The 24,153-nt window shown below is 54.0% G+C and carries 22 protein-coding genes; 8 read left to right on the top strand and 14 right to left on the bottom strand.

Features of this window, described 5'->3' with window-relative positions; translation table 11 throughout:
• Positions 1–31: 31 nt before the first annotated feature.
• Positions 32–907, bottom strand: a complete 876-nt coding sequence (locus DG177_RS00215; protein WP_108809652.1) for an NAD(P)-binding domain-containing protein — start codon at positions 905–907, stop codon at positions 32–34.
• 60 nt (positions 908–967) lie between these two features.
• Between DG177_RS00215 and DG177_RS00210 the strand changes: the two genes are divergently transcribed.
• Positions 968–2,209, top strand: a complete 1,242-nt coding sequence (locus DG177_RS00210; RefSeq protein ID WP_108809651.1) for a threonine ammonia-lyase — start codon at positions 968–970, stop codon at positions 2,207–2,209.
• A gap of 20 nt (positions 2,210–2,229) precedes the next feature.
• Here the strand turns inward: DG177_RS00210 and DG177_RS00205 are convergent, their stop codons facing one another.
• On the bottom strand, positions 2,230–3,162 hold the full coding sequence (locus DG177_RS00205) for a hypothetical protein (RefSeq protein ID WP_108809650.1): 933 nt from the start codon (positions 3,160–3,162) through the stop codon (positions 2,230–2,232).
• 68 nt (positions 3,163–3,230) lie between these two features.
• Positions 3,231–3,968, bottom strand: a complete 738-nt coding sequence (locus DG177_RS00200) for a hypothetical protein (RefSeq protein WP_337658299.1) — start codon at positions 3,966–3,968, stop codon at positions 3,231–3,233.
• 297 nt (positions 3,969–4,265) lie between these two features.
• On the opposite strand from DG177_RS00200, the gene DG177_RS00195 reads away from it, so the two are divergent.
• Positions 4,266–6,650 carry a molybdopterin cofactor-binding domain-containing protein gene (locus DG177_RS00195; RefSeq protein ID WP_108809648.1) on the top strand — a complete coding sequence of 795 codons (2,385 nt, stop codon included), beginning with the start codon at positions 4,266–4,268 and terminating at the stop codon, positions 6,648–6,650.
• 14 nt (positions 6,651–6,664) lie between these two features.
• The gene (locus DG177_RS00190; protein ID WP_108809647.1) at positions 6,665–7,120 is read left to right on the top strand and encodes a 2Fe-2S iron-sulfur cluster-binding protein; all 456 of its coding nucleotides are present in this window, start codon (positions 6,665–6,667) and stop codon (positions 7,118–7,120) included.
• Positions 7,121–7,169: 49 nt separating this feature from the next.
• On the opposite strand, the gene folP is transcribed toward DG177_RS00190, so the two are convergent.
• Together folP and DG177_RS00180 are read right to left on the bottom strand one after the other, a co-directional pair.
• Complete coding sequence (folP, locus tag DG177_RS00185) at positions 7,170–8,288, bottom strand: dihydropteroate synthase (RefSeq protein ID WP_108809646.1); 1,119 nt, start codon at positions 8,286–8,288, stop codon at positions 7,170–7,172.
• Positions 8,289–8,298: 10 nt separating this feature from the next.
• Complete coding sequence (locus DG177_RS00180; RefSeq protein ID WP_108809645.1) at positions 8,299–9,447, bottom strand: DNA methyltransferase; 1,149 nt, start codon at positions 9,445–9,447, stop codon at positions 8,299–8,301.
• A gap of 364 nt (positions 9,448–9,811) precedes the next feature.
• On the opposite strand from DG177_RS00180, the gene DG177_RS00175 reads away from it, so the two are divergent.
• Positions 9,812–10,891, top strand: coding sequence for an acyl-CoA desaturase (locus tag DG177_RS00175; protein WP_337658295.1), 1,080 nt, complete (start codon positions 9,812–9,814; stop codon positions 10,889–10,891).
• Here DG177_RS00175 and DG177_RS00170 read toward each other — a convergent pair.
• The 5 genes from DG177_RS00170 to glmM are packed head-to-tail and all read right to left on the bottom strand — an operon-like array spanning position 10,888 to position 13,955.
• Entirely contained in the window at positions 10,888–11,457 is a 570-nt protein-coding gene (locus tag DG177_RS00170; protein ID WP_108809643.1) for a ribonuclease HII, read from the bottom strand. The genes DG177_RS00175 and DG177_RS00170 overlap by 4 nt on opposite strands.
• The gene (gene thiD / locus DG177_RS00165) at positions 11,454–12,206 is read right to left on the bottom strand and encodes a bifunctional hydroxymethylpyrimidine kinase/phosphomethylpyrimidine kinase (protein ID WP_108809642.1); all 753 of its coding nucleotides are present in this window, start codon (positions 12,204–12,206) and stop codon (positions 11,454–11,456) included. The genes DG177_RS00170 and thiD overlap by 4 nt, the downstream gene beginning before the upstream one ends.
• Positions 12,203–12,385, bottom strand: coding sequence for a hypothetical protein (locus DG177_RS00160; RefSeq protein ID WP_337658292.1), 183 nt, complete (start codon positions 12,383–12,385; stop codon positions 12,203–12,205). Before DG177_RS00160 ends, thiD begins: the two co-directional genes overlap by 4 nt.
• A 2-nt stretch (positions 12,386–12,387) precedes the next feature.
• Positions 12,388–12,615: a DUF1272 domain-containing protein gene (locus DG177_RS00155; protein WP_108809640.1), complete on the bottom strand. Its 228-nt coding sequence runs from the start codon at positions 12,613–12,615 to the stop codon at positions 12,388–12,390.
• Positions 12,615–13,955, bottom strand: a complete 1,341-nt coding sequence (gene glmM, locus DG177_RS00150; RefSeq protein WP_108809639.1) for a phosphoglucosamine mutase — start codon at positions 13,953–13,955, stop codon at positions 12,615–12,617. The genes DG177_RS00155 and glmM overlap by 1 nt, the downstream gene beginning before the upstream one ends.
• Positions 13,956–14,053: 98 nt before the next feature.
• Between glmM and DG177_RS00145 the strand changes: the two genes are divergently transcribed.
• Complete coding sequence (locus DG177_RS00145; RefSeq protein ID WP_108809638.1) at positions 14,054–15,481, top strand: amino acid carrier protein; 1,428 nt, start codon at positions 14,054–14,056, stop codon at positions 15,479–15,481.
• Entirely contained in the window at positions 15,459–16,451 is a 993-nt protein-coding gene (locus DG177_RS00140) for an aldo/keto reductase (RefSeq protein WP_108809637.1), read from the top strand. Before DG177_RS00145 ends, DG177_RS00140 begins: the two co-directional genes overlap by 23 nt.
• A 195-nt stretch (positions 16,452–16,646) precedes the next feature.
• Here DG177_RS00140 and DG177_RS00135 read toward each other — a convergent pair whose 3' ends face one another.
• From DG177_RS00135 to DG177_RS00125, 3 genes are read right to left on the bottom strand one after another with little or no spacing between them, the layout of a single operon-like run.
• Positions 16,647–17,942, bottom strand: coding sequence for an amidohydrolase family protein (locus DG177_RS00135; protein WP_108809636.1), 1,296 nt, complete (start codon positions 17,940–17,942; stop codon positions 16,647–16,649).
• Positions 17,939–19,339: an amidohydrolase family protein gene (locus DG177_RS00130; RefSeq protein ID WP_108809635.1), complete on the bottom strand. Its 1,401-nt coding sequence runs from the start codon at positions 19,337–19,339 to the stop codon at positions 17,939–17,941. Before DG177_RS00130 ends, DG177_RS00135 begins: the two co-directional genes overlap by 4 nt.
• A 29-nt stretch (positions 19,340–19,368) precedes the next feature.
• Positions 19,369–20,964, bottom strand: a complete 1,596-nt coding sequence (locus DG177_RS00125; protein WP_108809634.1) for an oligopeptide:H+ symporter — start codon at positions 20,962–20,964, stop codon at positions 19,369–19,371.
• Positions 20,965–21,125: 161 nt separating this feature from the next.
• Between DG177_RS00125 and DG177_RS00120 the strand changes: the two genes are divergently transcribed.
• Both DG177_RS00120 and DG177_RS00115 read left to right on the top strand, forming a co-directional pair.
• Positions 21,126–21,716: a nitroreductase family protein gene (locus tag DG177_RS00120; protein ID WP_108812680.1), complete on the top strand. Its 591-nt coding sequence runs from the start codon at positions 21,126–21,128 to the stop codon at positions 21,714–21,716.
• Positions 21,717–21,793: 77 nt separating this feature from the next.
• Positions 21,794–22,138 carry a GntR family transcriptional regulator gene (locus DG177_RS00115; protein WP_108809633.1) on the top strand — a complete coding sequence of 115 codons (345 nt, stop codon included), beginning with the start codon at positions 21,794–21,796 and terminating at the stop codon, positions 22,136–22,138.
• Between the two features lie 8 nt (positions 22,139–22,146).
• Here the strand turns inward: DG177_RS00115 and DG177_RS00110 are convergent, their stop codons facing one another.
• Complete coding sequence (locus tag DG177_RS00110; protein WP_108809632.1) at positions 22,147–24,150, bottom strand: tetratricopeptide repeat protein; 2,004 nt, start codon at positions 24,148–24,150, stop codon at positions 22,147–22,149.
• Positions 24,151–24,153: the final 3 nt, after the last annotated feature.

Raw genomic sequence — 24,153 nt, 5'->3', positions numbered from 1 at the left:
CTCTCTTTACTTCAGACTTCCGCAAAGCGCCCTATGTTTTGCTCTTGGGCAATCGCGACACCAGCGAGCTGGTGTCATTGCGGCCGCCCCCGGCTGCTTGCACTTCTGCGTAAAACTGATCGACCAGAGCGGCTACCGGCAAGGTTGATCCATTGGTCCGTGCTTCTTCGAGCGCCAACCCCAGATCCTTGCGCATCCAGTCCACCGCAAAACCGAAATCAAACTCATCCTTTGCCATGGTGGCCCAGCGATTATCCATTTGCCAGCTTTGCGCTGCCCCTCCGGAAATCGATTCGTAGACTCTATCAAGGTCCAATCGACTGGCCTGCGCAAAGCGCAGGGCTTCAGACAATCCTTCCAATACTCCTGCAATTGCAATCTGATTGCACATCTTTGTCGTTTGCCCTGCCCCGGGTCCGCCAACATGCACAATACGTGCAGCATAGACATCCATGATGATCTCTGCAGCGGCAAAGGCCTCCTTGCTACCGCCACACATGATCGACAGCTTGCCATTTTCGGCACCGGCCTGTCCGCCCGATACCGGCGCATCGACGACATGGATACCGCGCGCCTGCGCCTCCACCGACAATTGCCGCGCAATCTGGGCCGACACGGTTGTATGATCGATGAAAAGACTCCCGCTCTGCATCGCTCCAAAAGCACCATCGCGGCCCATTGTCACCGCACTCAAGTCATCATCATTGCCGACACAGGTGATAACAATTTGCGCGTCTTTGGCCGCCTCTGCAGGACTAGGTGCAAATGTTCCGCCATGTTCAGACACCCAATTCTCAGCTTTTGATCTGGTCCGATTATAGACTGTCAGATCATGCCCAGCCCGGGCGAGATGCGCCGCGATAGGCCCACCCATTACGCCAATTCCGATAAATGCAATTTTTGCCATAGCTTACTCGCATAATCATTGTTTCCCTGAAAGACCAGATGGGTTAGGGCCTCTGGCATTATGACAGACCAAGATACCAGCTCGCTTCCATCCTTCACCTATGCCGATGTCCGTGCTGCACACGCCCGCATTCGCGACCGCGTTGTGCAAACGCCGACATTGAAGAGTATTACCTTGTCCGAGATGGCGGGTGCGGAAGTTTTCCTAAAGTTCGAAAACCTTCAGTTTACTGCGGCCTATAAAGAGCGCGGTGCGCTAAACGCGTTGCTGTTGATGGATGAAGACAAACGGTCTGCCGGCGTGATCGCGGCCTCGGCTGGCAACCATGCACAGGGCCTTGCTTATAATGCGAGAAATCTGAACATTCCCGCGACCATCGTAATGCCGACCACAACTCCGATGGTAAAAGTAGAGCAGACACGCGGTCATGGGGCGGAGATTGTCATGGCAGGCGGCAATTATGATGAAGCCTATTCGCACGCCATGGAACTCGCTAGCCAGCGGGGCCTCACCTATATCCACGCGTTTGACGATCCGCATGTGGCGGCCGGGCAAGGTACGGTCGCGATCGAGATGCTCGAAGCTGTGCCGGATCTCAATCGCCTGATCATACCCATTGGCGGCGGTGGTCTATTCTCCGGTATGGCAACGGCGGCGCATGCGATGAAGCCGGACATCAAAATGACCGGCGTGCAAGCCGCACTTTATCCGAGCATGTATGGCAAGCTCAATGGCAAGGATGTTACGCCTGGCGGTGACACTTTGGCCGAAGGTATTGCGGTGCGTAACCCGTCCGAGTTTACCGCAGCGATCATCCAGCAATATGTCGACGAGATTCTGCTGGTTGGCGAAGCACAGCTTGAAGGCGCGGTTAGCCTGTTGCTTCAAATAGAGAAAACTGTCGTTGAAGGTGCCGGCGCTGCTGGTCTCGCGGCTCTGCTCGGTAACAAGGATAAATTTGCCGGAGAAAAAGTCGGGCTAGTCCTATGTGGCGGCAATATCGACACGCGGCTATTGGCCAATGTGCTTCTGCGTGATCTGGCACGGTCCGGTCGCCTCGCCCGTCTCAGACTGCATCTGCGCGATCAGCCAGGCGCACTTTATAATGTCGTGAAGCAGTTTGCCGAGCATGAAGTCAATATTATCGAAGTCTACCATCAACGGGTGTTCACCAATTTGCCGGCAAAAGGTTTGATCACAGATATTGAGTGTGAAGCGAAGGACAAAGCACAACTGGATGGCCTGATCGCTGACCTCAATGAAGAAGGCTATGATGTCCGGCAGGTGGAATTGGCGGACTAGAAGACTGGGCCGCGTTTATTCTAGTCCTTCACCTTGCCGCTGATTTCTGACGCAATGCGGCTTGCCATTGCCGATGTTTGAGCGGATGCTGAGACATCGCTGATGGTGTGGTAGAGTGAACTTAACAGCATCAGATCCATCTCGCTCACCGATTGCGGCGCCAGATCGTCATCATCCGGCTGGTCAAATAGTGTCAAGATTGAATTGACCGGAATTTTTTTGTTTGCACCATCACGCGTGTCCAGGAGCGTCCGCATGGCCGCGTAGTCTGCAATCTGCACCGTAGTGAGATCTTTCAGCTTCTCCTTTTCGAGCAACAGAAAACTGTGGGTAACGTTCATGCGGATGGTGCGCTTCACCTTGGAATTGACCTGCGAATACATGACTGGCACCTCAGTATTCGAAGTGATTTTTGTTGTTTGATCCGAGTTTTGCAACGCTCCGGTCTCAGCAGACCCAGTTTGGATGCGTTTCCAAGCATATGCAGGTCCGTCGCTTTCGGCGAGACGGGCTCTCTCATATTTCGTCATATTCCCAAACAATCGCGGTCGCTTTTGGCGTAACGAGGAAATTGCATCCTCGCCGTTTTCTACAACCATCACCAGTATGTTGGGTTCACACATCTCACCCGCCAGCTTCAGTTCGGCAGCCAGCGCGACACCGCGCATCCGTTTTTCAACCTGACGCTTATTTTCGTCGGAAAGCCCTACGATCTTCGGGCAAACTGGTGCTGTCAGGCGCGCATGCTGACCGACAAAGCGCCCACCCGCCGGACGCGCTATAGTGATATTGATGATATCGGCAATGGCGGCCTTGGTTGTCTTATTACCGGTGACGATGATCTCTTCATTGTCCGTTCGCGGATCAGTGAAGGTTGCAAGCGCTGTTGCTGGTAGCAGTACCGCCACACTTATCGCGCCGCAGAGTTTTGCCATATGCCATTTTTGGATCATCTTCGTCTCCTTTAGCAGGCTAAGCTGGCACATGATCTCCAAAGAGTAAAGCTGGCCGGTCTAACGGATCATGACCCAGCTTGATATTTTAGCGTCACATTCGCGCACAGCCGATCTGCCTGTTGAATCGCCATCGAGACCGTATTGTCCGATCGGTCCTGCTGCTCCAGCTCGATAAGAAACGGGTGTCCCAGTTCGACATAGCGCTTGAATTGCATTTCACCGCCACTGACCGTCAGCGATTCTGCGCCAGTCAAGAGATGGACAAATTGTCGTGCGACGTCGGCAAGATGGGTGGAATTCACATGATCACCGGAGCCACTGAGATTGGGGTGCACGGGCGGAAAGCCGCTTTCCTTTGTGATCAAAGCCAGCGCGCAGGGATTATCATGGCCGATCAACGGAGAGAGAAAGCTCTGTCCCTGCGTCGCCACACCGACCGCACTTGCAGGCGCAAACTGGAAATCACTGGTGTCAGGCAGCTCCGCCATCCCCTTCTTTGCTTTCTCCCGCCAGGCTTCAAAATCTCTGGTCTGAAACACCACGCCTACACCGCTCATGCTATAGACCAGCGCGCCATCGCTATCGAAAAAGGTCAGTCCGAAACGGGGCGCACCCTCTTCGCCCATCACACTAGCGACGCCATGGGTTGCATGACCCGCTCCCGGCTCTCCGCAGGTCCATTCGGTCTGAGTCAGAGCGGACCATTTCGTGGGATCAAATGTGCCGCGCGCCGCGCCGGTCTCCACCGAGGTCCAGAAATTTATCGTCTGGACCACAATCGGATCAAATGCAGGCAGCGCCAACCACGGCCATAGATCTTTATCCGACGAACATCTGAAAGCGACCGTCCCGTCCTTCAATACGATATGGGAATGCGTGAAGGAATTTGCGGAGGCTTGCGACATACGACTGTGATTGCAGAAGTTAGCTGCTTTGACAATTGCCCCGCGATGTTATTGCTTCGGAGCTCCCGATGGGCATTGCTGCCATTTAGTCTGTGTTGTGAATCATGGTGATATGTTATCGGGCCATGTCACCTTCGATTGCTTCTCGATCAAAACTGAGGCAATCATGCCAAACAAGCGATTGGGAGATTATTGATGTTTCTGCATGATATTGGGATCATTCCTGGTGGAGATAATAAATCGGAACCCAATCCGGATGCTTCCAAAATCACCAATTTGACACGGCGCGGTTTTGTAGTGGGATCAAGCCTGTTTGTGGTTGGTGTTACACTTGCCGGTTGTTCCCGATATGAAGAACCCAAGATCGATCCTGATAGTCTCGATTTGCCCGCTGCTGGACCCAGCCCACTGACCGAGGTGAAGGGCGGTGATGCGACTCCCGCCTTGTGGATAGCTATTGAAGAAGATGGCACGGTCAAGATCACCTGCCATCGCTCCGAAATGGGCCAGCAGGTTTGGACCTCCATGGCCCAGATCGTGGCCGATGAGTTGGACGCCGATTGGGAAAATGTCGAGATTGTCCAAGCGGTTGGCCATGAACGTTATGGCGATCAGAATACCGATGGATCGCGATCCGTGCGTTATAACTTCCATCGTTTGCGTCTGGCCGGCGCCGCGATGAAACAAATGTTGGAACAAGCCGCTGCAATTTACTGGAAGATGGAGCCATCCGAATGCGAAGCGTCACTCGGCAAAGTTGGCAACAGCCAGAATAGCGATACGTTATCCTATGGCAATCTGGCAAAGGTAGCAGCGAAACTGCAAGTTCCCGAAGAAAAAGATATTGCGGTCAAAGATCCCAAAGACTGGCGCTACATCAACAAGGAAATCGCCTCTCTCACCATCCCCAAGATCACCCGCGGCGAAGGCACGTTCGGCATTGATGTCGATATCCCAGAAATGGTCTACGCCGTCATCGCCAGACCGCCGCAGTTGTTCGGCAAGACAGGAGCGGTGCGTGACGAGAAGGCACTGGCCATTCCGGGTGTCATGCAAACCGTAAAATTGCCGGATGCAACCCCACCTGCCCTGTTCAAGGCACTGGGCGGCGTGGCGGTCATTGGATCTGATACCTGGGCCGCCATTCAGGGGCGCAATGCTCTGGAGATTGATTGGGTCGACGGCCCCAATGCCGGCTATGATTCCGAGACATTTGCCGACCAGATGATCCAAACGGCCAAACGGTCTGGAACGGTCAGACGGAAGCGTGGAGACGTCGCTGCCGGATTATCCGGCGCCGACAGCCGTGTGGAGGCGGAATATTATGCGCCGCACCTATCGCAATCACCGATGGAGCCACCAGCCGCCACGGCTCGTTGGGATGGTGACAAGCTTGAATGCTGGGCCTGCGTACAGGACCCTCAGGCAACGCGGCAAACCCTGTCGGACTTGCTCGAGATCGACAAGGAAAATATCACCGTAAACGCGACCTGGCTGGGCGGCGCTTTTGGTCGCAAGTCAAAACCGGATTTCGTGGTGGAGGCGGCAATTATCGCCAAGGAAGTGGGCCGCCCGGTCAAGGTGACCTGGACCCGCGAAGACGAGGTTCGCCACGGCTATTATCACTCGGTTAGCGCACAACGAATGGAAGCCGGACTGGATGCAGATGGCAAATGCACATCCTATCTTCATCGCACGGTCTTTCCGCCAATAGCGTCGACATTCGCGCCGGGAATGGATGTTCCGACCGATGGCGAAATGGGACTGGGCGCGACCGATGTGCCATTCAACATGCCGAACCTGCAGGTTGAGTCCGGCAATGCCAAGGGCCATTTGCGGATCGGCTGGCTGCGATCGGTTTCCAACATCTATCACGCATTTGCGGTGCAGAGCTTTGCCGCAGAAATGGCGCATGCTGCTGGCCGGGATCAGAAAGACTATTTGCTAGAGCTGATCGGTAACGCGCGCAACATAGACCCCGCTGACGAAGGGGCAACATATCCCAATTATGATGCATCAATCGAGGAATATCCGATTGAAACGGCGCGGCTTTCCAATGTCGTCAATGTCGCTTCGGAAATGGCCAAATGGGGCCGATCCATGCCTTCGGGTCATGGATTGGGCATCGCCGTCCATCGATCATTTCTATCCTATATTGCCACGGTGGTCGAAGTAGCGGTCAGCCCGGAAGGAGCGTTGACTATCCCGGGCGTCTGGCTGGCCGTCGATGCTGGAACGGTTATAAATCCGCGCCACACACGGGCGCAGATGGAAGGCGGAACAATTTATGGCCTCTCCAACGCCCTATTTGGCGAAATCACCGCGAAAAATGGCGCTGTTGTGCAAGATAATTTCCCGTCATGGCGGGTATTGCGCATGGGCGAAGCACCGCGCGCTTTCGAAGTACAGATTGTCCCGTCAAACAGTGCCCCTGCCGGCGTTGGCGAACCCGCCACACCGCCTGCAGCGCCGGCGCTCACCAACGCGATATTCAATGCAACCGGTCACCGGATCCGGAAGCTACCGATAATCGGGGCATCGGGAAGCCGGTTGTCTTTGCCCACTGAAGAAACCGCATAAGTCAGGAACAGGTCATGACCATAACACTTAATATCAATGGAAAAGACGAAACCGTGGATGCGGCTGCCGGCACGCCGCTGCTCTGGGTTTTGCGTGATCATCTGAAAATGACCGGGACCAAATTTGGCTGCGGTATTGCGCAATGCGGCGCATGTACGGTCCATGTTGATGATGCACCAACCCGTGCCTGTATTACCCCGCACGACACGCTGGAAGGTTCAAAAATCACAACCATCGAAGGGGTGACGGGCGGCGCAGCAGACGCGATCCGTTCGGCGTGGATTAAAAATGACGTACCGCAATGTGGCTATTGCCAGTCAGGCCAGATCATGGCGGCAACGGCATTGCTGGATGAAAACTCCAACCCAAGCGATGAGGATATCGATGCAGCGATGAGCGGGAATATCTGCCGCTGTGCCACTTATATGAGCATACGCCGCGCCATCAAGGAAGCGGCCGGAGATCTCTAGATCGAGGCTTTTCTCTAGCTTGCTTGTAAGATAGCGCCGACCAGTTGGTTTAAACCCGCGCCGTCACTCCGGCATCACGCATACCGCGCCAGATTTGCGCCGCCTGAACAGTTTCTGGCACATCATGCACTCGCACAATCTGTGCGCCCTGCTGGATCGCGTGATGTGCAAAGGCAATCGAACCACCAAGCCGTTCATCCACCGGCGCTTCCTTGGACAACGCCCCGATCATTCGCTTGCGGCTGGCACCGATAAGCAAAGGTTGCCCCAGGGCGTGGAACACCGCGATATTGTTCATCAATGCCAGATTGTCGGACAGTGACTTACCGAAACCAAGACCGGGATCGACGATAATTTTCTCCCGTTCAAAACCTGCTTCAACAACATCAGAAATACGCTGTTCCAGCCAGTCAAATGTATCGGTAACGACATTTCCATAACCGTTACCCTTATGCGGATCCTTGCCACTTGATGGGGCGTGCATCAGCACCACTGGCCTGCCCGACACGCCAGCCACTTCCAACGCGCGTTTGTCATGCAGCAGCGCCGATACATCATTGATAATATGCGCGCCCGCTGCAATTGCAGCCTCCATCACCGCTGCCTTGCGCGTGTCGATCGACAAGGCTGCACCACATTGCGTGAGTTTCTCAATCACCGGCACAACCCGTTTGATCTCATCGCCTTCCCATACGGCCTCGGCACCCGGGCGCGTTGACTCGCCACCTATGTCGATGATCGATGCCCCTGCTGTCGCCATATTAAAACCGGCATCCGCCGCGATTTGTGGGTCGCCCTCATGTTTGCCGCCATCGGAGAAACTGTCCGGCGTCATGTTGAGGATACCCATCACATGGGGTTGATCAAAACGAAGCACCCGGTCGCCACATTGCAGTGGCGCATGGTCCTTGGCGAGATTGGCAATCAGAACCGCAGCGCGTTCTTGCAAGGGTTCCGGCAATTGCGATGCAATCTTGTCCCACTGTTCCACCGGAACGAGGTTTCTGATCGCCGGTCCATCGCCATCAAATATCGTATATTCAATCTGAGAAAACCATATTAAACTATTGTTTAAATGTTTATTCTGGTCATCAAAATATTGTGGGCTGTCGAGAAACCCAACAGGCTTCAGATAGAGTTTTGCATCCGGGCCGACAGCATCCACCATGTCCGTTTTCCTAAGGCTCCGTCGCTAACAAATAGGTCTGCCGCAAGGCATCGACCGGTTTCAGTTCTTTACCATCATCATAATACCAATAGGTCCAGCCATTACAGCTCGGTGCATCCTGCACTGTCGCGCCGATTTTATGGATGGATCCCTCATGGCCATTCCAGACCAGCGAGCCATCTGCGCGGACCTTGGCCTTGAACTTGCGGTTCTTGCTGCACAATTCCGTACCCGGTTTCAGATAGCCGGTTTCGACCAACGTCCCGAAAGCTACCCGCGGTTTCGCCTTGGGCGATTGCATGGTTTTTAACTCGCTTTCATCCAATGGCAGCGCCGCTTCTATGCGCTCTTCGGCTACCTCACAGTAATTATCTTCCTTTTCGCAGCCAATCCAGTGGCGACCCAGGCGTTTCGCGACAGCGCCAGTGGTTCCGGTTCCGAAAAACGGATCGAGCACAACATCACCTTTATTGGTGGTGGCTAGCATCACTCGGTAAAGCAAAGCCTCTGGCTTTTGGGTTGGATGTGCCTTGACACCGTTGCGTTTCAGACGCTCCTGCCCACCGCAGATCGGCATGACCCAGTCGCTGCGCATTTGCAGCTCGTCATTCAGATTCTTCATCGCGCGATAATTGAATGTATATTTCGCCTTCTCGCTCTTCGACGCCCAGATCAGCGTTTCATGGGCATTGGTAAAGCGTGTACCCTTGAAATTCGGCATTGGGTTGGCTTTACGCCAGATGATGTCGTTCAATATCCAGTAGCCGAGATCCTGCAGTGACGCGCCGACCCGGAAGATGTTGTGATAGCTGCCAATCACCCAAAGTGAGCCATTGGGCTTCAGGATGCGCCGCGCTTCTTTCAGCCAGGCCTTTGTAAAAGCGTCGTAAACGGCAAAACTGTCAAACTGGTCCCAGGCATCATCGACAGCATCGACCTGCCCGCCTTCGGGCCGGTAGAGATCGCCGCCAAGCTGTAGATTATAGGGTGGATCAGCAAAGACCATATCGACGGATTCATCGGGCAGTGATTTCATTGCCTCAACACAATCCATCTTCAAAATCTGGTTTAATGGCAGGTCGACCGCGGGCTTTTTCGCTCCGCTGGTTTTTGCCTTCGTTTTAGTTTTGGGCGCGTCGATACGCTCAATGATACCCATGAATTTTTCGCCTTTTTGACTGAAGTGGCGCTTAGGGTGAGTCCTCAGCGGCCTGCGGTCAAGGCCGTTAACTTAGGTTAAAGGCGTGTCTTTATGATTAACAGAAAATTGAAAAGGAGAACGAAACGAGTCCCCCACCAGATATGGAGTCTTCGCACAGTCGGTGGACTCAATCCCTAGTGGTGTGTCCCAAAGGACTCGCTTGTCGACCCAATTTGGACAAAATAAAATTTTCGTATTTCACAAAGACTAACCGCCAATTTTGGTTGCGCATTGGTTAACTTGATTGCCGGATTTCGCAGAATATGGTTATGTCTGCCCAGTATTTCAGCGGATGCTGGCATTTGATCGTACGGGGCGCGTAATGACAATCGACACCAATGTTGAGAATTTAACCGAGACTGGCCAAGCACAGGCTGAAAAAAATCTCTTCGAGGCAACAGCCAGCGTAAGCGAAACCGAACTCCTCAAGACTGAAGATACTTCGATAACCGTACCTTTTGGGGCGAAATTTGGAGGCAGGGCCGCTAAGGCCAAGCTCCGCGAACATGCGATTTTGTCGACCACCAAAATCGGCGGCTCGATCGCAGCGATATACTGGATGTTCGCATATGGATCCGGTTGGGTGGAATGGTCGGCTTTTCTGGTCGGCTATTTCCTCTCGATGGTTGGCTGTATCGTCGGCTATCACCGCTATTTCTCGCACCGCGCCTTTGAAACATCCAAGCCGATGGGCATATTCATTGCGATATTGACCCAGTCGGCGGCGCAAGGCTCTGCGCTGCACTGGGCAGCCAATCACCGCCGCCATCACGCGATGACAGACAAAGTCGGAGACGCCCACAGCCCGCATTTTGACGGCTATGGCAAACCCTTAAAAGGTTTTGCAAAATTCCATCACAGCCATGTCGGCTGGCTGTTTGACCGCACGACGACCGATCTCAGTATTTATGGCAAGGGCCTGGTTGATGACGAGATTGTGATGTTCGCGCATCGCACACGCTGGTTCTGGTACTTTGTTTCCGCCATTGTTTTCCCAACCCTATGGGCGCTGGCCTTTGCTGGCCCCGAAGCCATTATCGGGACGATTTTGATCGCTGGATTGTTGCGGATTTTTGTCGTGCTAACGGTGTTGCAAAGCGTAAACAGCATCTGCCATCTTTTCGGCACGCAGCGCTTTCATGACCATGGCACAGCGAAGAATAACCTGCTGATCAACATTCTGACCATGGGGGATGGCTGGCATAACAACCATCATCAGCACCCGCGTTCGGCGACCTCTGGTGTGGTCTGGTGGGAATTTGATCTCTGCGCCAGTATCATCCGCATGTGGGAAAAAATGGGACTGGTCTGGAACGTTAAATGGGCGCCGCGCTATACCAAGAATGATAATGGCGAGTGGGTGCAGGAAAAACCCGCGACAAGCGGAAAACAAGCCGCCTAAAGCAAGGAAAACTGCGCCACGGGTGCAAAGCTTTTGCGATGCAATGGCGTCGGTCCATATTTTCTGAGCGCCGCCATATGCTCTGCTGTTCCATAGCCCTTATTCCGTTCCCAACCATATTCGGGATATTTCTCCGCCGCAGCGATCATCATGCGATCGCGATATTCCTTGGCCAGAATCGAGGCTGCTGAAATACACGGATGGATGGCATCTCCGCCGATCACGGCTTGGGCCTGAAAGCTCCATTGGGGCAAGCGATTGCCGTCGACCAAGATATGATCTGGCTCTTGCGATAATCCTTCCGCAGCGCGTGTCATCGCGGTCATGGTTGCCTGCAATATATTGATAGAATCAATCTCAGATTGATCGCATAGTGCTATATTATATATAGTTTTTTCTAGTATTTCGGTTTCAAGCATCGCCCGCTTTTTCGCGGTGAGTTTCTTGCTGTCATCGAGCTCCTGGATCTTGTGGCCATCGGGCAAAATCACCGCTGCCGCGACCACCGGCCCAGCAAGCGGCCCCCTGCCCGCCTCATCAATACCGGCAATGATTTGCGTCGTCATGCTTTCGGTACACCCATAGGACCATGTCCTGCGCCATAGCCTGGTGCAGCTTCGAGACTGGCTCTTACATAGTTGCGCGCTTTGCCAATCGCGATGCTTAAGCTGTCACCACCGGCAAGATAAGTGGCAATCGCAGCCGACAGGGTACAGCCGGTGCCATGGCTGTGCCGTGTATCAATCCGGCGCCCTTCCCAGCGTTCCAGTTCGCCATCGGGGCCCACAAGCCGGTCGATCAGCATATCCTCTTGGCCATGGCCACCTTTGACGAGAAACGGCACATCATAGCGGGAAAGATCTTCTTCCCCTCCCAGCCGCTCCATTTCATCGAGATTGGGCGTAACCAGGCTGCTTAGCGGAATGATTTTCTGGAAGGCTGTTACGGTGCGATCATCTGCCAGTGTCGCGCCGCTGGTCGCCACCATCACCGGGTCGAAGATAATCGGTGTGTTGCGCAGAGATTTCAAGAAACTGGCAACGGCCAACGCAATTTCCGGCGATCCCAACATGCCGATCTTGATCGCATCTGCGCCGAAATCGTCCATCACCGCCCATATCTGGGCCAGCACCATATCAGGCGTCATCAGCTCCACCGCCGTGACACCCGCACTATTCTGGGCTGTTACAGCGGTTATCGCGGTCATCGCATGACCACCCAGATTGGTGATCGTACGGATATCCGCCTGAATCCCTGCCCCGCCGCCGCTGTCGGAACCGGCTATGGACAGGACACGCGGGCAATTGGCCGTCATACAGCCAGGAACAGAACGGCTATCGCCGCGAACATCAGAAAGTCAGCAATGCCCACGCCTATAATTACAGCATTGCGATTGGCCTGGAACCAATCCGGCGCAATAAAAAATATCATCAATCCGACCGCAATCGGAATAAATAATATCATTACGACGATAGCCAGAAATATCACACCCATGATCATCCCTTATATTTGCGCTCCGTAGAGGCCGGAAATTTCTGAAGCAGTTCGGTTGAACGTGTCGGCCTGAGGAGCAAGATACCACCGCAATTCGGGCATGTGCCGTTATGACTGGTCGCATTGCATTCATCACAAAAAGTGCATTCGAATGAACAGATATGCGCGCCGCTCAGATCAGCGGGCAAATCCTTGCCACAGCTTTCACAATCGGGGCGCATGTCGAGCATCAGGCGGCAACCTCTTCGACTACATTGCAGATGCGGTCGACGACTTGATGGACCTGGTCGCTATTATCGCCCTCTGCCATGACCCGTATCAACGGCTCAGTGCCCGAGGCCCGGATGACCAGCCGACCGGAGCCGTTCAGCTCTTTCTCTGCCTCGGCAATGACCGACTTGACGCTTTCGTGATCCAGCGGGGCTCCGCTGGAATACCGGACATTTTTAAGCAATTGCGGGACTGGATCAAAGAGATGCAAAAGCTCGCTGGCCGGCTTTCCGCTCTCGACCAATTCACGCAAGACCTGCAACGCGGCGATTGTGCCATCACCAGTTGTGCCGTGATCCAGCAAGATCATATGGCCCGATTGCTCGCCGCCGACATTAAAGCCGCCCTTCTTCATCTCTTCCAGCACATAGCGGTCACCCACTTTGGACCTGACAAGATCAAGTTTCTGTGATGCCAGGAAGCGTTCCAGCCCCAGATTCGACATCACCGTTGCAACAATCCCGTCACCGCGGAGCAGACCATTGCGGCTCCAGCTTGAACCGATCAGCGCCATCAGCTGGTCACCATCAACAATCTTGCCCTTTTCATCGACCACAATCAGCCGATCCGCATCACCATCCAACGCAATCCCGATATGCGCACCGCTTGCCACGACGCTTTCTTGCAACGCTGCAACATCCGTAGACCCGCATTTGTGATTGATATTTTTGCCATTGGGATCGACACCAATGGTGATCACTTCCGCACCCAGTTCCCATAAAGCCGAAGGTGCGACCTGATAAGCGGCACCATTGGCGCAATCGACCACCATCTTCAGTCCATCGAGACGGATGTGATCAGGCAGAGACATCTTGATCGCGTGAATATAGCGGCCGCGTGCGTCTTCGAACCGTTTTGCGCGGCCGATATCCTCGGCAGGCGCCAGCTTGGCATCTTCCGAAAGATACCCCTCAATCTTAAGTTCATCCTCATCCGACAGTTTGAATCCATCAGGACCGAACAGCTTGATCCCATTGTCATAATAGGGATTATGACTGGCAGAGATCATTACCCCGAGATCCGCGCGCATCGAGCGCGTGAGCAATGCAACGGCGGGTGTCGGCATAGGACCAACCTGCACGACATCCATTCCGACGCTGGTAAATCCTGCGACCAAGGCATTTTCCATCATATAGCCCGACAGTCTGGTATCCTTGCCAATAACAACCCGGTGGCGATGATCGCCCCGTAAGAAGTGACGGCCCGCCGCCTGCCCGACTTTCATTGCTATTTCAGCGGTCATCGGACGCTGGTTGGTTAGTCCGCGTATTCCGTCGGTCCCAAAGAAATTTTTTGTCATACTCTACCGATCAATAAAACTAGTCACATTAAAATAGAATTTGGTTTTGATCGAACCTTACACTAGGCACAGTGAAGTCCAAGGGGGATTAAGCGCACATGATAGATTTTTTAAGCGACTTGATCGGCAGTATCGCTACGCTCGTTTTCTCTAAAATACCATTTTTTGGCGCTGAAATTCCCTGGATCGTTCTTTGGCTTGCGATTCCAATGGTGCTTTTTACGCTGTGGATGGGTTTTATAAATATCCGCGCATTGCCGCTGTCGATCCGGATTGTCCGCGGCAAATATGATGACCCGGATGCGCCCGGGACAATTTCCCAGTTTTCTGCACTGACGACAGCGCTTTCTGGGACTGTGGGTCTGGGAAACATCGCTGGAGTAGCAATAGCCATTGCTACTGGCGGACCGGGAGCAGCATTCTGGATGTTCATAATCGGATTTTTCGCCATGACGCTGAAATGTGTGGAAGTCACCTTGTCCTTGATGTTTCGCGAAGTCGATCCATCGGGTGCCGTGCGGGGCGGCCCGATGTACAATCTGAAAAACGGGTTCAAGCAAAAAGGATGGCCAAAATTGGGACTTGTCCTTGGTGGCATTTACGCTGTCCTTGTCATGTTTATTGCCATACCCATGGTGCAGGTAAACCAAAGCCTTGCGACTGTCAGTGAAGTTTCCGGGTTTCGATCCAATTTCGATAACAACCTTACATTCGGCGTCATTATGGCCTTTTTCGTTGGGCTCGTCGTCATTGGCGGTGTCAAATGGCTGGGCCGTGTTACATCCATAATGGTGCCGCTCATGGCGATAGTTTATCTGTCCGGCGTTTTGACTATAATCGCTTTCAACTTCGCGCAAATTCCCGACGCCATCGCTTTGATTGTCGGCGATGCCTTTTCCGGACAGGCCGCTGGCGGAGGTTTGATTGGTGCTTTTATTATCGGCATGCAACGCGCCGTCTACTCGTCAGAAGCAGGTGTCGGTTCAGCTGCTATCGCCCATTCCCAAGCGCGGACGAAAGACCCTGCCTCGGAAGGCCTCGTTGCCTTGCTGGAGCCCATGCTGGACACCGTTATCATCTGTTCACTCGGCGCTATTGCAATAGTTCTTGCGGGCACATGGCAGGGTGTCGATCAGGATATACGGATAACAGCCGCCGCTTTTGCACAAATCTCAGACTGGTTCCCGTGGCTGTTGACCATCGCGGTGCTGCTCTTCGCGCATAGTACCTTATGCTCGGTCGGCTTTTACGGACAAAAGGCTTATGAATATCTGTTTGGCGAAGGGCCAATCCGGGCGATGATATACAAAGTCGTCTATATCGGAATATTACCCGTTGGAGCGTTGCTGGAAATAGCAACGGTCATAGATCTCGTCGATAGTGCCTTCTTCCTAGCCTCCATTCCCAACGTCATAGCCCTTTATCTCTTTGCACCAGAGATCAAACGAGAGCTATATGGGTATCTGAAGCGCCAAGCGGAGAAGCAAGAGTCGGAGACCCAAGATGAAATATCGCAAACTCGGTAAAGAGCTCGAAGTATCAGCCTTGGGCCTTGGCTGTATGCCAATGTTCGGCATTGGCAACGGGATGTATGGCAAGGCCGATATGACCGAAAGCCTCGCGACGCTAGATCGCGCCATAGAATTGGGCGTGACTTTTTTTGATACCGCAGAGGTTTATGGCCCTTACAAGAACGAAGAGCTGCTTGGTCAAGCGATCAGAGGACGGCGCGAGCGTCTGATCATCGCTACAAAATTCGGGTTTGATCTGACTAACCCGGGAAAGATCGGGACAGACTCCTCACCAGCCAATGTCCACCGTGCTTGCGATGCCTCTCTCCAACGACTGGGCATTGATGTGATCGACCTGTTCTACCAGCATCGCGTTGATCCCGATGTGCCTATCGAAGACACTGTCGGCGCGATGGCAGAGCTCGTGCAAGCCGGCAAGGTCCGGTATCTCGGCCTGTCAGAGGCCGGTGCCGATACGATTAAGCGAGCGCACAAAACTCACCCGATTGCCGCGTTGCAATCGGAATATTCGCTTTGGGAACGCAGTATCGAAGACGAAATCCTGCCGCTCTGTCAGGATCTCGAGATTGGCTTTGTGCCCTACAGCCCCCTGGGTCGCGGCTTCCTCACCGGTCAGATTACCAGCCGTGATGATCTGGATGCCGATGATTACCGCCTCCGTGACCCGCGCTATTCCGAAGAAAATTTCGACCAGAATCTGAAAATGGTCGATGTGGTCAAACAGGTTGCCGGTCGCCATGGCGTTTCGCCGGCTCAAATTGCACTGGCATGGCTATTGGCGCAGGGTGATTTTATCGTTCCGATACCCGGATCCAAACGCCGTGCAACACTGGAAGACAGCATGGCGGCTGTGGATGTCAGCTTGACCGATACGGATCTCGACGAACTCGAAAAAGCGGCACCGGTAGGCGGGACATCAGGCCCCCGCTATGGTGAAGCCATGATGGCGATGGTCCGGCTCTAAACGCGCACCAGTTCAGACCCAAAACCGCTTTTCTACAAGGCCCCTGATAGTCCATGGTTATTGCGGTTTTTCTCGGTGTTGAATATCGGTTTTTAGGTTTCGTTGCGCGCGTTTCATGTCCCTCTAAAATGGGGTGTGAATTGTGTGAACTTTGGCTCGGCCATCAAGACACAATATCCCGACGAGCCGGCTGCTCTACCGATCATAGGCTTTCGGCAATGCGCCGGGAGCGGGATTGCGATAGCGTTCGCGCAGCCGTTGCTGACGGTTGGTAAGCGACTGCTCCACACCATCGATAAACACGCTCTCGACCCGCGTGGAAAGCTCCAACGGATCGCCCGTCCAGATGACCACATCGCCTCTCCGGCCTGCCTTTAGCGAGCCGAGCTGCGCGCCCATGCCCATGATCTCAGCCGGCTTCGAGCTGATCGCGGCAAACGCCTCGTCCCAGCTCAGACCGGTTGCGCGTGGGACCTTGTTCAGCGCCACGAGATTGCCCGCATATTGCATGGAATAGCGTAATTGGTGGGCATCACGGTCGTTGATCATGCCAATTGCAACTTCGACCCCGGCCTGCTTCATCCGGCCGATATTGGATTGCGTCGCAGCCAGATCTTCAAAGCTGTACGGCAAATCACTCAAAGCAGAAGCCAATACCGGAACTTTCGCTGCGGCAATGGCATTGGCAACACGCCAGCCTTCATTAACCCCGACCAGTACCAGTTTCAGGGACGGAAAGTCCTTGCGGAGATCGAGCACCTTCAAAATATCATTGGCACTTTCGACATGCACCAGCAGCCGGGTGGAACCATTGATTACCGGTAATAGCGCCTTGGCATCCGATGCCTTCATCAGATCGCTGTCGAACAATGAAGGATTGCGGGAATAGGTCCGTGCTTCGTTCAGCATCGCCCGAAACATTATATGGGCTGCCGCACGGCTGCCCCCTGCCCTGCGATGGCCGGTTTCGCCCAGTTCGACAAACTGAAAAGCGCGCGCCTTGGTGATCGGATTGCTGTCCTGGCCGAGATCGACAATCGCGCCATAGCCGCCAAAGATAGACTTGGCAGTGCTTGGCGATACCACCGCACGGGTGACACCGGCCGCCCGGTTCACCGCGACGGGCGCTGCGAACGGGTTCACCGCATATTGGACGTCCAGCGCTGCTGAGAAAACAGAGTCGGCCGCATTGGTATCGTTGGTCGCTCGGACGGCATTGACCTCAATCAGGCCAATCCGGCTGAAACCGGCGAAAACACCCGGCGTTACCCATTTGCCCGACGCGTCAATCCGACGCGCATTGGCTGGCACGGTGACGTTGGTGCCGGCGGCGACCACACGGCCATTGCGAAGGACCACGGTTGCTCCATCCATCGGCGCACTGCCGTCGCCGATGACAACTTTACCGCCAGTAATGGCGATGGTTTCGGCGCCAGCTGAATTAGCCATCAGAGCAAGGGCAGAAACGAGAGCTGTTGCAAGATGCTTCATTTCACGTCTCCTTCACCGGGTTGGCCGAGCTCGAAATCACTAACCGGCCGGCGGCTTGGATCATTGCTATCGTACATCATCGCCCCGTCGATCCAGACCTTTTCGGGACGGGAATAGACGCTCAGCGGATTATCGTTCCAAAGAACCACATCGGCCATCTTGCCGGGTTTCAGGCTACCGGTCTGATCGGCAATGCCCATCGCTTTGGCGGGATTATAGGTGATCCACTGGATCGCTTGGGCATCGCTGATTTCGATCCCCATAGCGCGGCCATCGGCGAGCGCCTTCGAGGCCTCCTGATTGAGCCGCTGTATCTGGTTCTCGTCATCGGAATGGATGATCACGCAGGCACCGGCCTGCTGCAACAGTGCTGCATTTTCGGGGATCGCATCATAGGCTTCCATCTTGAAACCCCACCAGTCCGCCCAGATTGCCGAGCAAATGCCTTCCTTGGCCAATATGTCGGCAATCTTGTAGCTTTCGACAGCATGGTGGAATGCGGTCACCTTATAGCCGAATTCCTTCGACATATCGATAATCTGGTTCAGCTCGTCCGCCCGATAACAATGGTTGTGCACCAATATATCACCTTCCAGAACACCAACCAGCGTGTCCTTGCCAAGATCACGTTTGGGTGGCTTCGCACCGTTCCGCTTTTTCTGATAATCTTGCGCATTAATCCATGTCTGGCGGGTCAAAGACAGGCTGCCCATCCGTGTGGACGGCTTTCTGTTGCGTCCGCCATAGACCCGCTTGGGATTTTCACCGCAGGCCATTTTCATCCCATAAGGCGCACCGGGGAATTTCATCGCCTGGACCGTACGTGCCGGCACATTTTTTAGGGTCACCGCCCGTCCGCCGAACAGATTGGCCGAGCCGGGAAGGATTTGCAGCGCAGTCACCCCGCCATTGGCCAAGGCCCGCGAGAAACCCGGATCCTGCGGCCAGACACTATGCTCCGCCCAGACTTCCGGTGTCACCGGCGACGTCGCCTCGTTACCGTCATTATGCGCCGCGACACTTGGCGTTGGATAGTCACCCAGATGGCTGTGGATATCGATAATCCCCGGCGTCACATATTTACCGGTTCCGTCAATGATCGTGCTGTCCGTGGGTATCACCGTTTCCGAGCCACCAACCGACACGATCTTGCCAGCTGACATGAAAACAACGCCATTATCAAAACGCTGCCCCTCACCGTCAAATATCGTGGCGCCTGTGATCACGACATTATCCGCAGGATAGGCTTTATAGGTTGAAGGAAAAGCCGTCTTTGCCGGGCTTTTACTCGCGCTGCTTGCCGATGCACTGACCGTTTCGGTTTCAGCTGCGGTCGCCGCGCAGCCCGTCACAAGCGCTCCGGCAGCGACAACTGCCAGCAAGTCCTTCAATTCCATAATTGTCCTCTAATCTATGATTTATCCATTCAAGATTTTGTTGTCGGGTGAATACCGGCAGCTGCTGGTTCACCAATTTCACGCTGACCTTCAAGATCATCACCGACATTGTCGTCCTGAAGCGTGTCGAGATGCATCAGCTTCTTGATTAGGGGTGAAATGACCAGAACACCGACTCCGACGACAACAGCCACCCAACCAACAGTGGAATAGACGTCGAGAACAACCTGTTTTCCAGCCTCTTCTCCCACGCCTTCTGCGCCCGTCGCCGAGGCGATCAGACCGGCAGCGAAGTTACCGGTTGCCGAAGCGAAAAACCATGTGCCCATGATCAGGCTGGCCATGTGAGCCGGTGCTAACCTGTTCATCGCCGACAGACCAACTGGCGAAAGACAGAGTTCGCCGGTGGTGTGCAGCAGATAGATCAGGAAGATAAAGATGACTGGCGTAGCATTTTCAAGTCCAGCCGCTTGCGCACCCCAGACAAGGACAAGAAAGCCCAGTCCAACCTGCACAACACCAAGACCGAATTTGAATGGAGCGGACGGCTCCATGCCCTTCCGCCCAAGTGTCGTCCAGACAGTTGCAAATATTGGAGCAAGCAAGATGATATAGATCGCATTGATCGACTGGAAAGTCGAAGCAGGCACACCGGCCCGATCAACATGCCGGTCGGTGAACAGATTCAGAGACGAACCCGCCTGCTCAAACAGCGCCCAAAAGATAATCGATGTGACAATCAGGAACATCGCAGCAAAGATGCGATCCCGCTCTTCAGATGAGAGCTTAGAAACTGCGGTATAAAGAACGTAGATGACTAGTCCGCCGCCGAAGATCCCCAAGACATAGCCGACGAGATCCTGGAACTGAATCGCCAGCCAGCAGATTCCAACCATCGCAAGACCTGCAATGTACATCCACCATTCCAGCTTGATACCCGCCACAGGTTGCTTCAGCTTTTCGGGATCTGATGGTTCGCCACGACCGAGCAAAAGAGGTTTGCCCCAGATGAAAACGATCAGACCAAGCAGCATACCGATGCCGGCAAGACCAAAGCCATAGGCCCAGCCATAGGTCTCACCAATATAACCGCAGAGCAAAGAGCCTAGCGCCGCGCCGAGGTTAATACCCATGTAGAATATGGTGTAAGCACCATCCCGGCGGACATCTGTCCGAGGGTAAAGTTGACCAACAATCACCGAGATATTGGCTTTCAGGAAGCCCGATCCGACAATGATCAAGGCGAGGGCTAGCCAGAAAATACTGATGACAGGATTATCAACATGGCCGATCCCTGCATCACCTTCGAAAGCCATAAAAAAGTGCCCCAAGGTGAGCAATACGGCCCCAAAAAGAACAGCTTTTCGCTGTCCCAGATATTTGTCGGCTAAATAACCACCAACGACCGGGGTGATGTAGACCAATGCCGTATAAGCGCCATAAATTATCCCGGATTCGCTGTCAGAAAACAGCCAGTGCTTCGTAAGATAAAATATGAGCAGAGCCCGCATGCCATAGTAGGAGAAACGCTCCCACATTTCCGCAAAAAACAGGACAAACAAACCTTTGGGATGACCAAGGAATGTCCCTTTGGCATCTCCGGATTCTTGATACGCACTAGCCATTACAACGGCCTCCCCGATATAGATGTAGGCCGTCCAATGCGGCCCTATTGAACCGCACCCTAGTCAAAAAATGTCGCGTGTGAAGCATATTGTTGCGTTTGTGACCGGTTTATGGGCAAATGCCGCTTGCAATGACCGATAGGCCACACAAGATAATGTCGATGTTCAATGACCTTTCCAGCCTGAATAGCTACCTGCCTTCTCGCCGCTCCGGTCGGCCGCGCAATATGACGGCACCCGGCCCAACCGACGAACAAATAGAGGATATCGTCGCAACCGCGCTGCGAACGCCGGATCATGGTAAGCTGGCGCCGTGGCGGGTCGTCTCGGTAGACACATTACAGCGAGGCACCCTGGCGGCGCAATTGGTGCAAGCCTATCTGAAGGAAAAACCCGATGCTGGCCGGCTCGAGCTGGAGGCATTGGAACTCATGGCGCATCAGGCACCAACATTGCTGGTGGTGTTGTTCTCACCGGTCAGCTCGACGAAAATACCCGTCTGGGAACAGGAACTTAGCTGCGGTGCCTTTTGCATGAATATCATGCACGCCATTCACGCGCAGAATTATGTCGGCGGATGGATCACGGGCTGGCCATCATATAATGATGATGTCCGCGATCTGTTTGGAAAGGCACCCGAGCGGATTGCTGGTTTTATATTTGCCGGCACCGCAGATGGCGAACTCACCGAACGACCACGGCCTGAGTTGGCGCAAATTTTGACCAAATGGAAAATTCAATCGGCCGAATAGCGGCGTTTGAATGAGTAAATATAAGAAAAAACAGACTTTCCCTTGCCTGCATCGCTGTATTATGGCAGTGATGCAGTATGAACAACGCAAGCAAACCTGTCTATTTGAAATTACGGGATATTATCTCCGAATCAATCCTTGATGGTGAATATGCCGAAGGTGACATGCTTCCATCAGTCCGTGCTTTTGCGGTTGAACAGGGCGCCAACCCCTTGACGGTTGCCAAAGCATATCAGGGCTTTCAGGAAGATGGCCTGGTCACGGTAAAGCGCGGTGTCGGGATGTTCGTGGCTAGCGGAGCAAAAGCCAAGTTGCGTGATGCACAGCGTGCCGATTTCATCAAAAATGTCTGGCCTCCAGTGGAGCGTCAAATGAAACGGCTCGACATCCAACTGGATGAGTTGCTCGAAAATAATAGCTGAATTTCAAGCTAGGACTCTTTGGTTCCCTTTTCTTGATCAAGGGCCTGCCGCGCTTTTGCCAGACTTCTGCGATAGAGACCACTGTCCGGTGTGATTGTCACAGCTTTCTTGATCAGATCATAAGCATCTTTGTTGCGCGAGCCATCGGCCAGCAAAGCGAGACCATAGAGGTGTGATACGACCGGACTGGACGGTTGCACCCGATAGGCGATACGCCCTGCCCTGATAGCTTTTTCCGATTGCCCCAGTCCGGTATAGGCCTGCGCGAGACCGGCCATGATCAGCGCGTCATTTTCACCGATCCGCTTGCGCAGACTTTCCAATATCCGCCTCGCAATATCCCAGTTTTCTGTCTCAAGATGTTCATAAGCCATCCACCGTAACCCGGCCACGTTGTTGGGATTATAGTTCAGATATTCCGCGAGCACCTCGCCTGATTGCTGCAACGCTCCTTTGGCTCGAAAGGCCTCAACGAGACGAAGCATTACCGATTCCGAAAAGTGGATTTGCTTTGCCAGCCGAAGCGCTGCCAAAGCCTCGTCATAATTACCCAGAGCCATTGCCGTATCAGCAACCAGAATGTGGGCATCGCTCGCTCCGGGGTTTCCGGCTTGCAGACGTTTGGCTTTCACAAAGGCATTCGCAATGTCGCCATTGTCATAAAGTGCCCGGATATAGGGGATAACAACCGGCGCGCTGTTTGGTGCCCGTTCGGCTTCAGCGCGCAACACTCCCAAAGGTATGGCAGGAGCAAAAGCAGTTTTCTTGCCTATATCATGATGGGCCACACGATTGAGCACGCGAACGGCCTGTCGGCGCTCACCAATGGCTTCCAGTCCACGGCCAGCCAACCAGAGCGCATAGGGATCAGCCCCGCTTCTGTTGACCTGAGGCTTCAGTAAATCAACCGCCTCCTCAGCATCACCCGCCAGATATAGGGATCTTGCCAGAAGGTTCTGCGCTTGCCGATTATTGGGCTGCAGCGACACCAGACGCTGAAATTTGTCAATCGCAGCATTATAGTTCGCATCACCATGTTCGATGATAGCTTGCACCAACAGAACCGCTGGCACGTCGTCCAATTGCCCCTCTGTCTTTTGCATCAGCACACGGGCAAGATCATATTTACCGGCACGAGCGGCCAATACCGACTGCATGAAGAAAGCCCGCGGGTTTCGCCCATCAAGCGAAATAATCTTGCGAGCGATTGTCAGCATGTCGGTCATTCGGCCCATATCGCCAAGCGTCGCCGCATATTCCGTGAGGACCGCAACATCATTGGGATCGATCTGCAAGGCTCTTTCAAACCATGGCAAAGCTGCTCCCAGGCCAAATTGAAAACGCAGCAGCTCACCGCGATATTGCAAGGCCCGGATATTATTGGGATCTAACTTTACCGCTTCGTCAACGGCGGCGATCGCGCCCGCCTGATCACCTGTTCCAGAGCGAAAACGCGCGATGTCCACCCAAAGATCAGCATCGCTGGAATCCAGTTGAATAGCACGATCAAATGCCCGGGTTGCCAAGGCATCGTCACCGGTTTGCAAAGCCACCCGGCCCAGTATCCGGGCAGCATAAGCCTGATGAGCCCCTGCTATATCAGAAGCAAGAAGCTCATTCTTGGCGGCATTCCAATTGCCCTGAAGTTGCAGGGCATGACCATATAGATGCCGCACCTCGGCCCGCTCCAGACCGAGTTCGAAAGCGCGCTGCAACTCCGCCTCAGCGCCCATCCCGTCCCGCAGCTTCAGCAGAGTCTCGGCTTGCATGACCCTCGCCTTGACCCACTGAGGATCGGCTTTGATCGCATTCATCAGCTCTATCCGGGCAGACCTGGCATCGCCGCGTGAACGATGCTCTACAGCTTTTGCCAGCGAATTTTGCGCGTCTTCGTTACCGCCGCTGGTTGCGTAGGTTGCGGAGGACAGCCCGATGAACGACACACCAAGCAAGGCGGCCAGCCCGACTATTCCGGGTCTATATATTCGCAATATCCGCATCAGCGACCGCATCCA

Origin of the sequence: Sphingorhabdus sp. Alg231-15 (genome assembly GCF_900149705.1) — a bacterium.
Taxonomy (GTDB): domain Bacteria; phylum Pseudomonadota; class Alphaproteobacteria; order Sphingomonadales; family Sphingomonadaceae; genus Parasphingorhabdus.
This window is presented reverse-complemented; position numbering and strand designations above follow the sequence as displayed.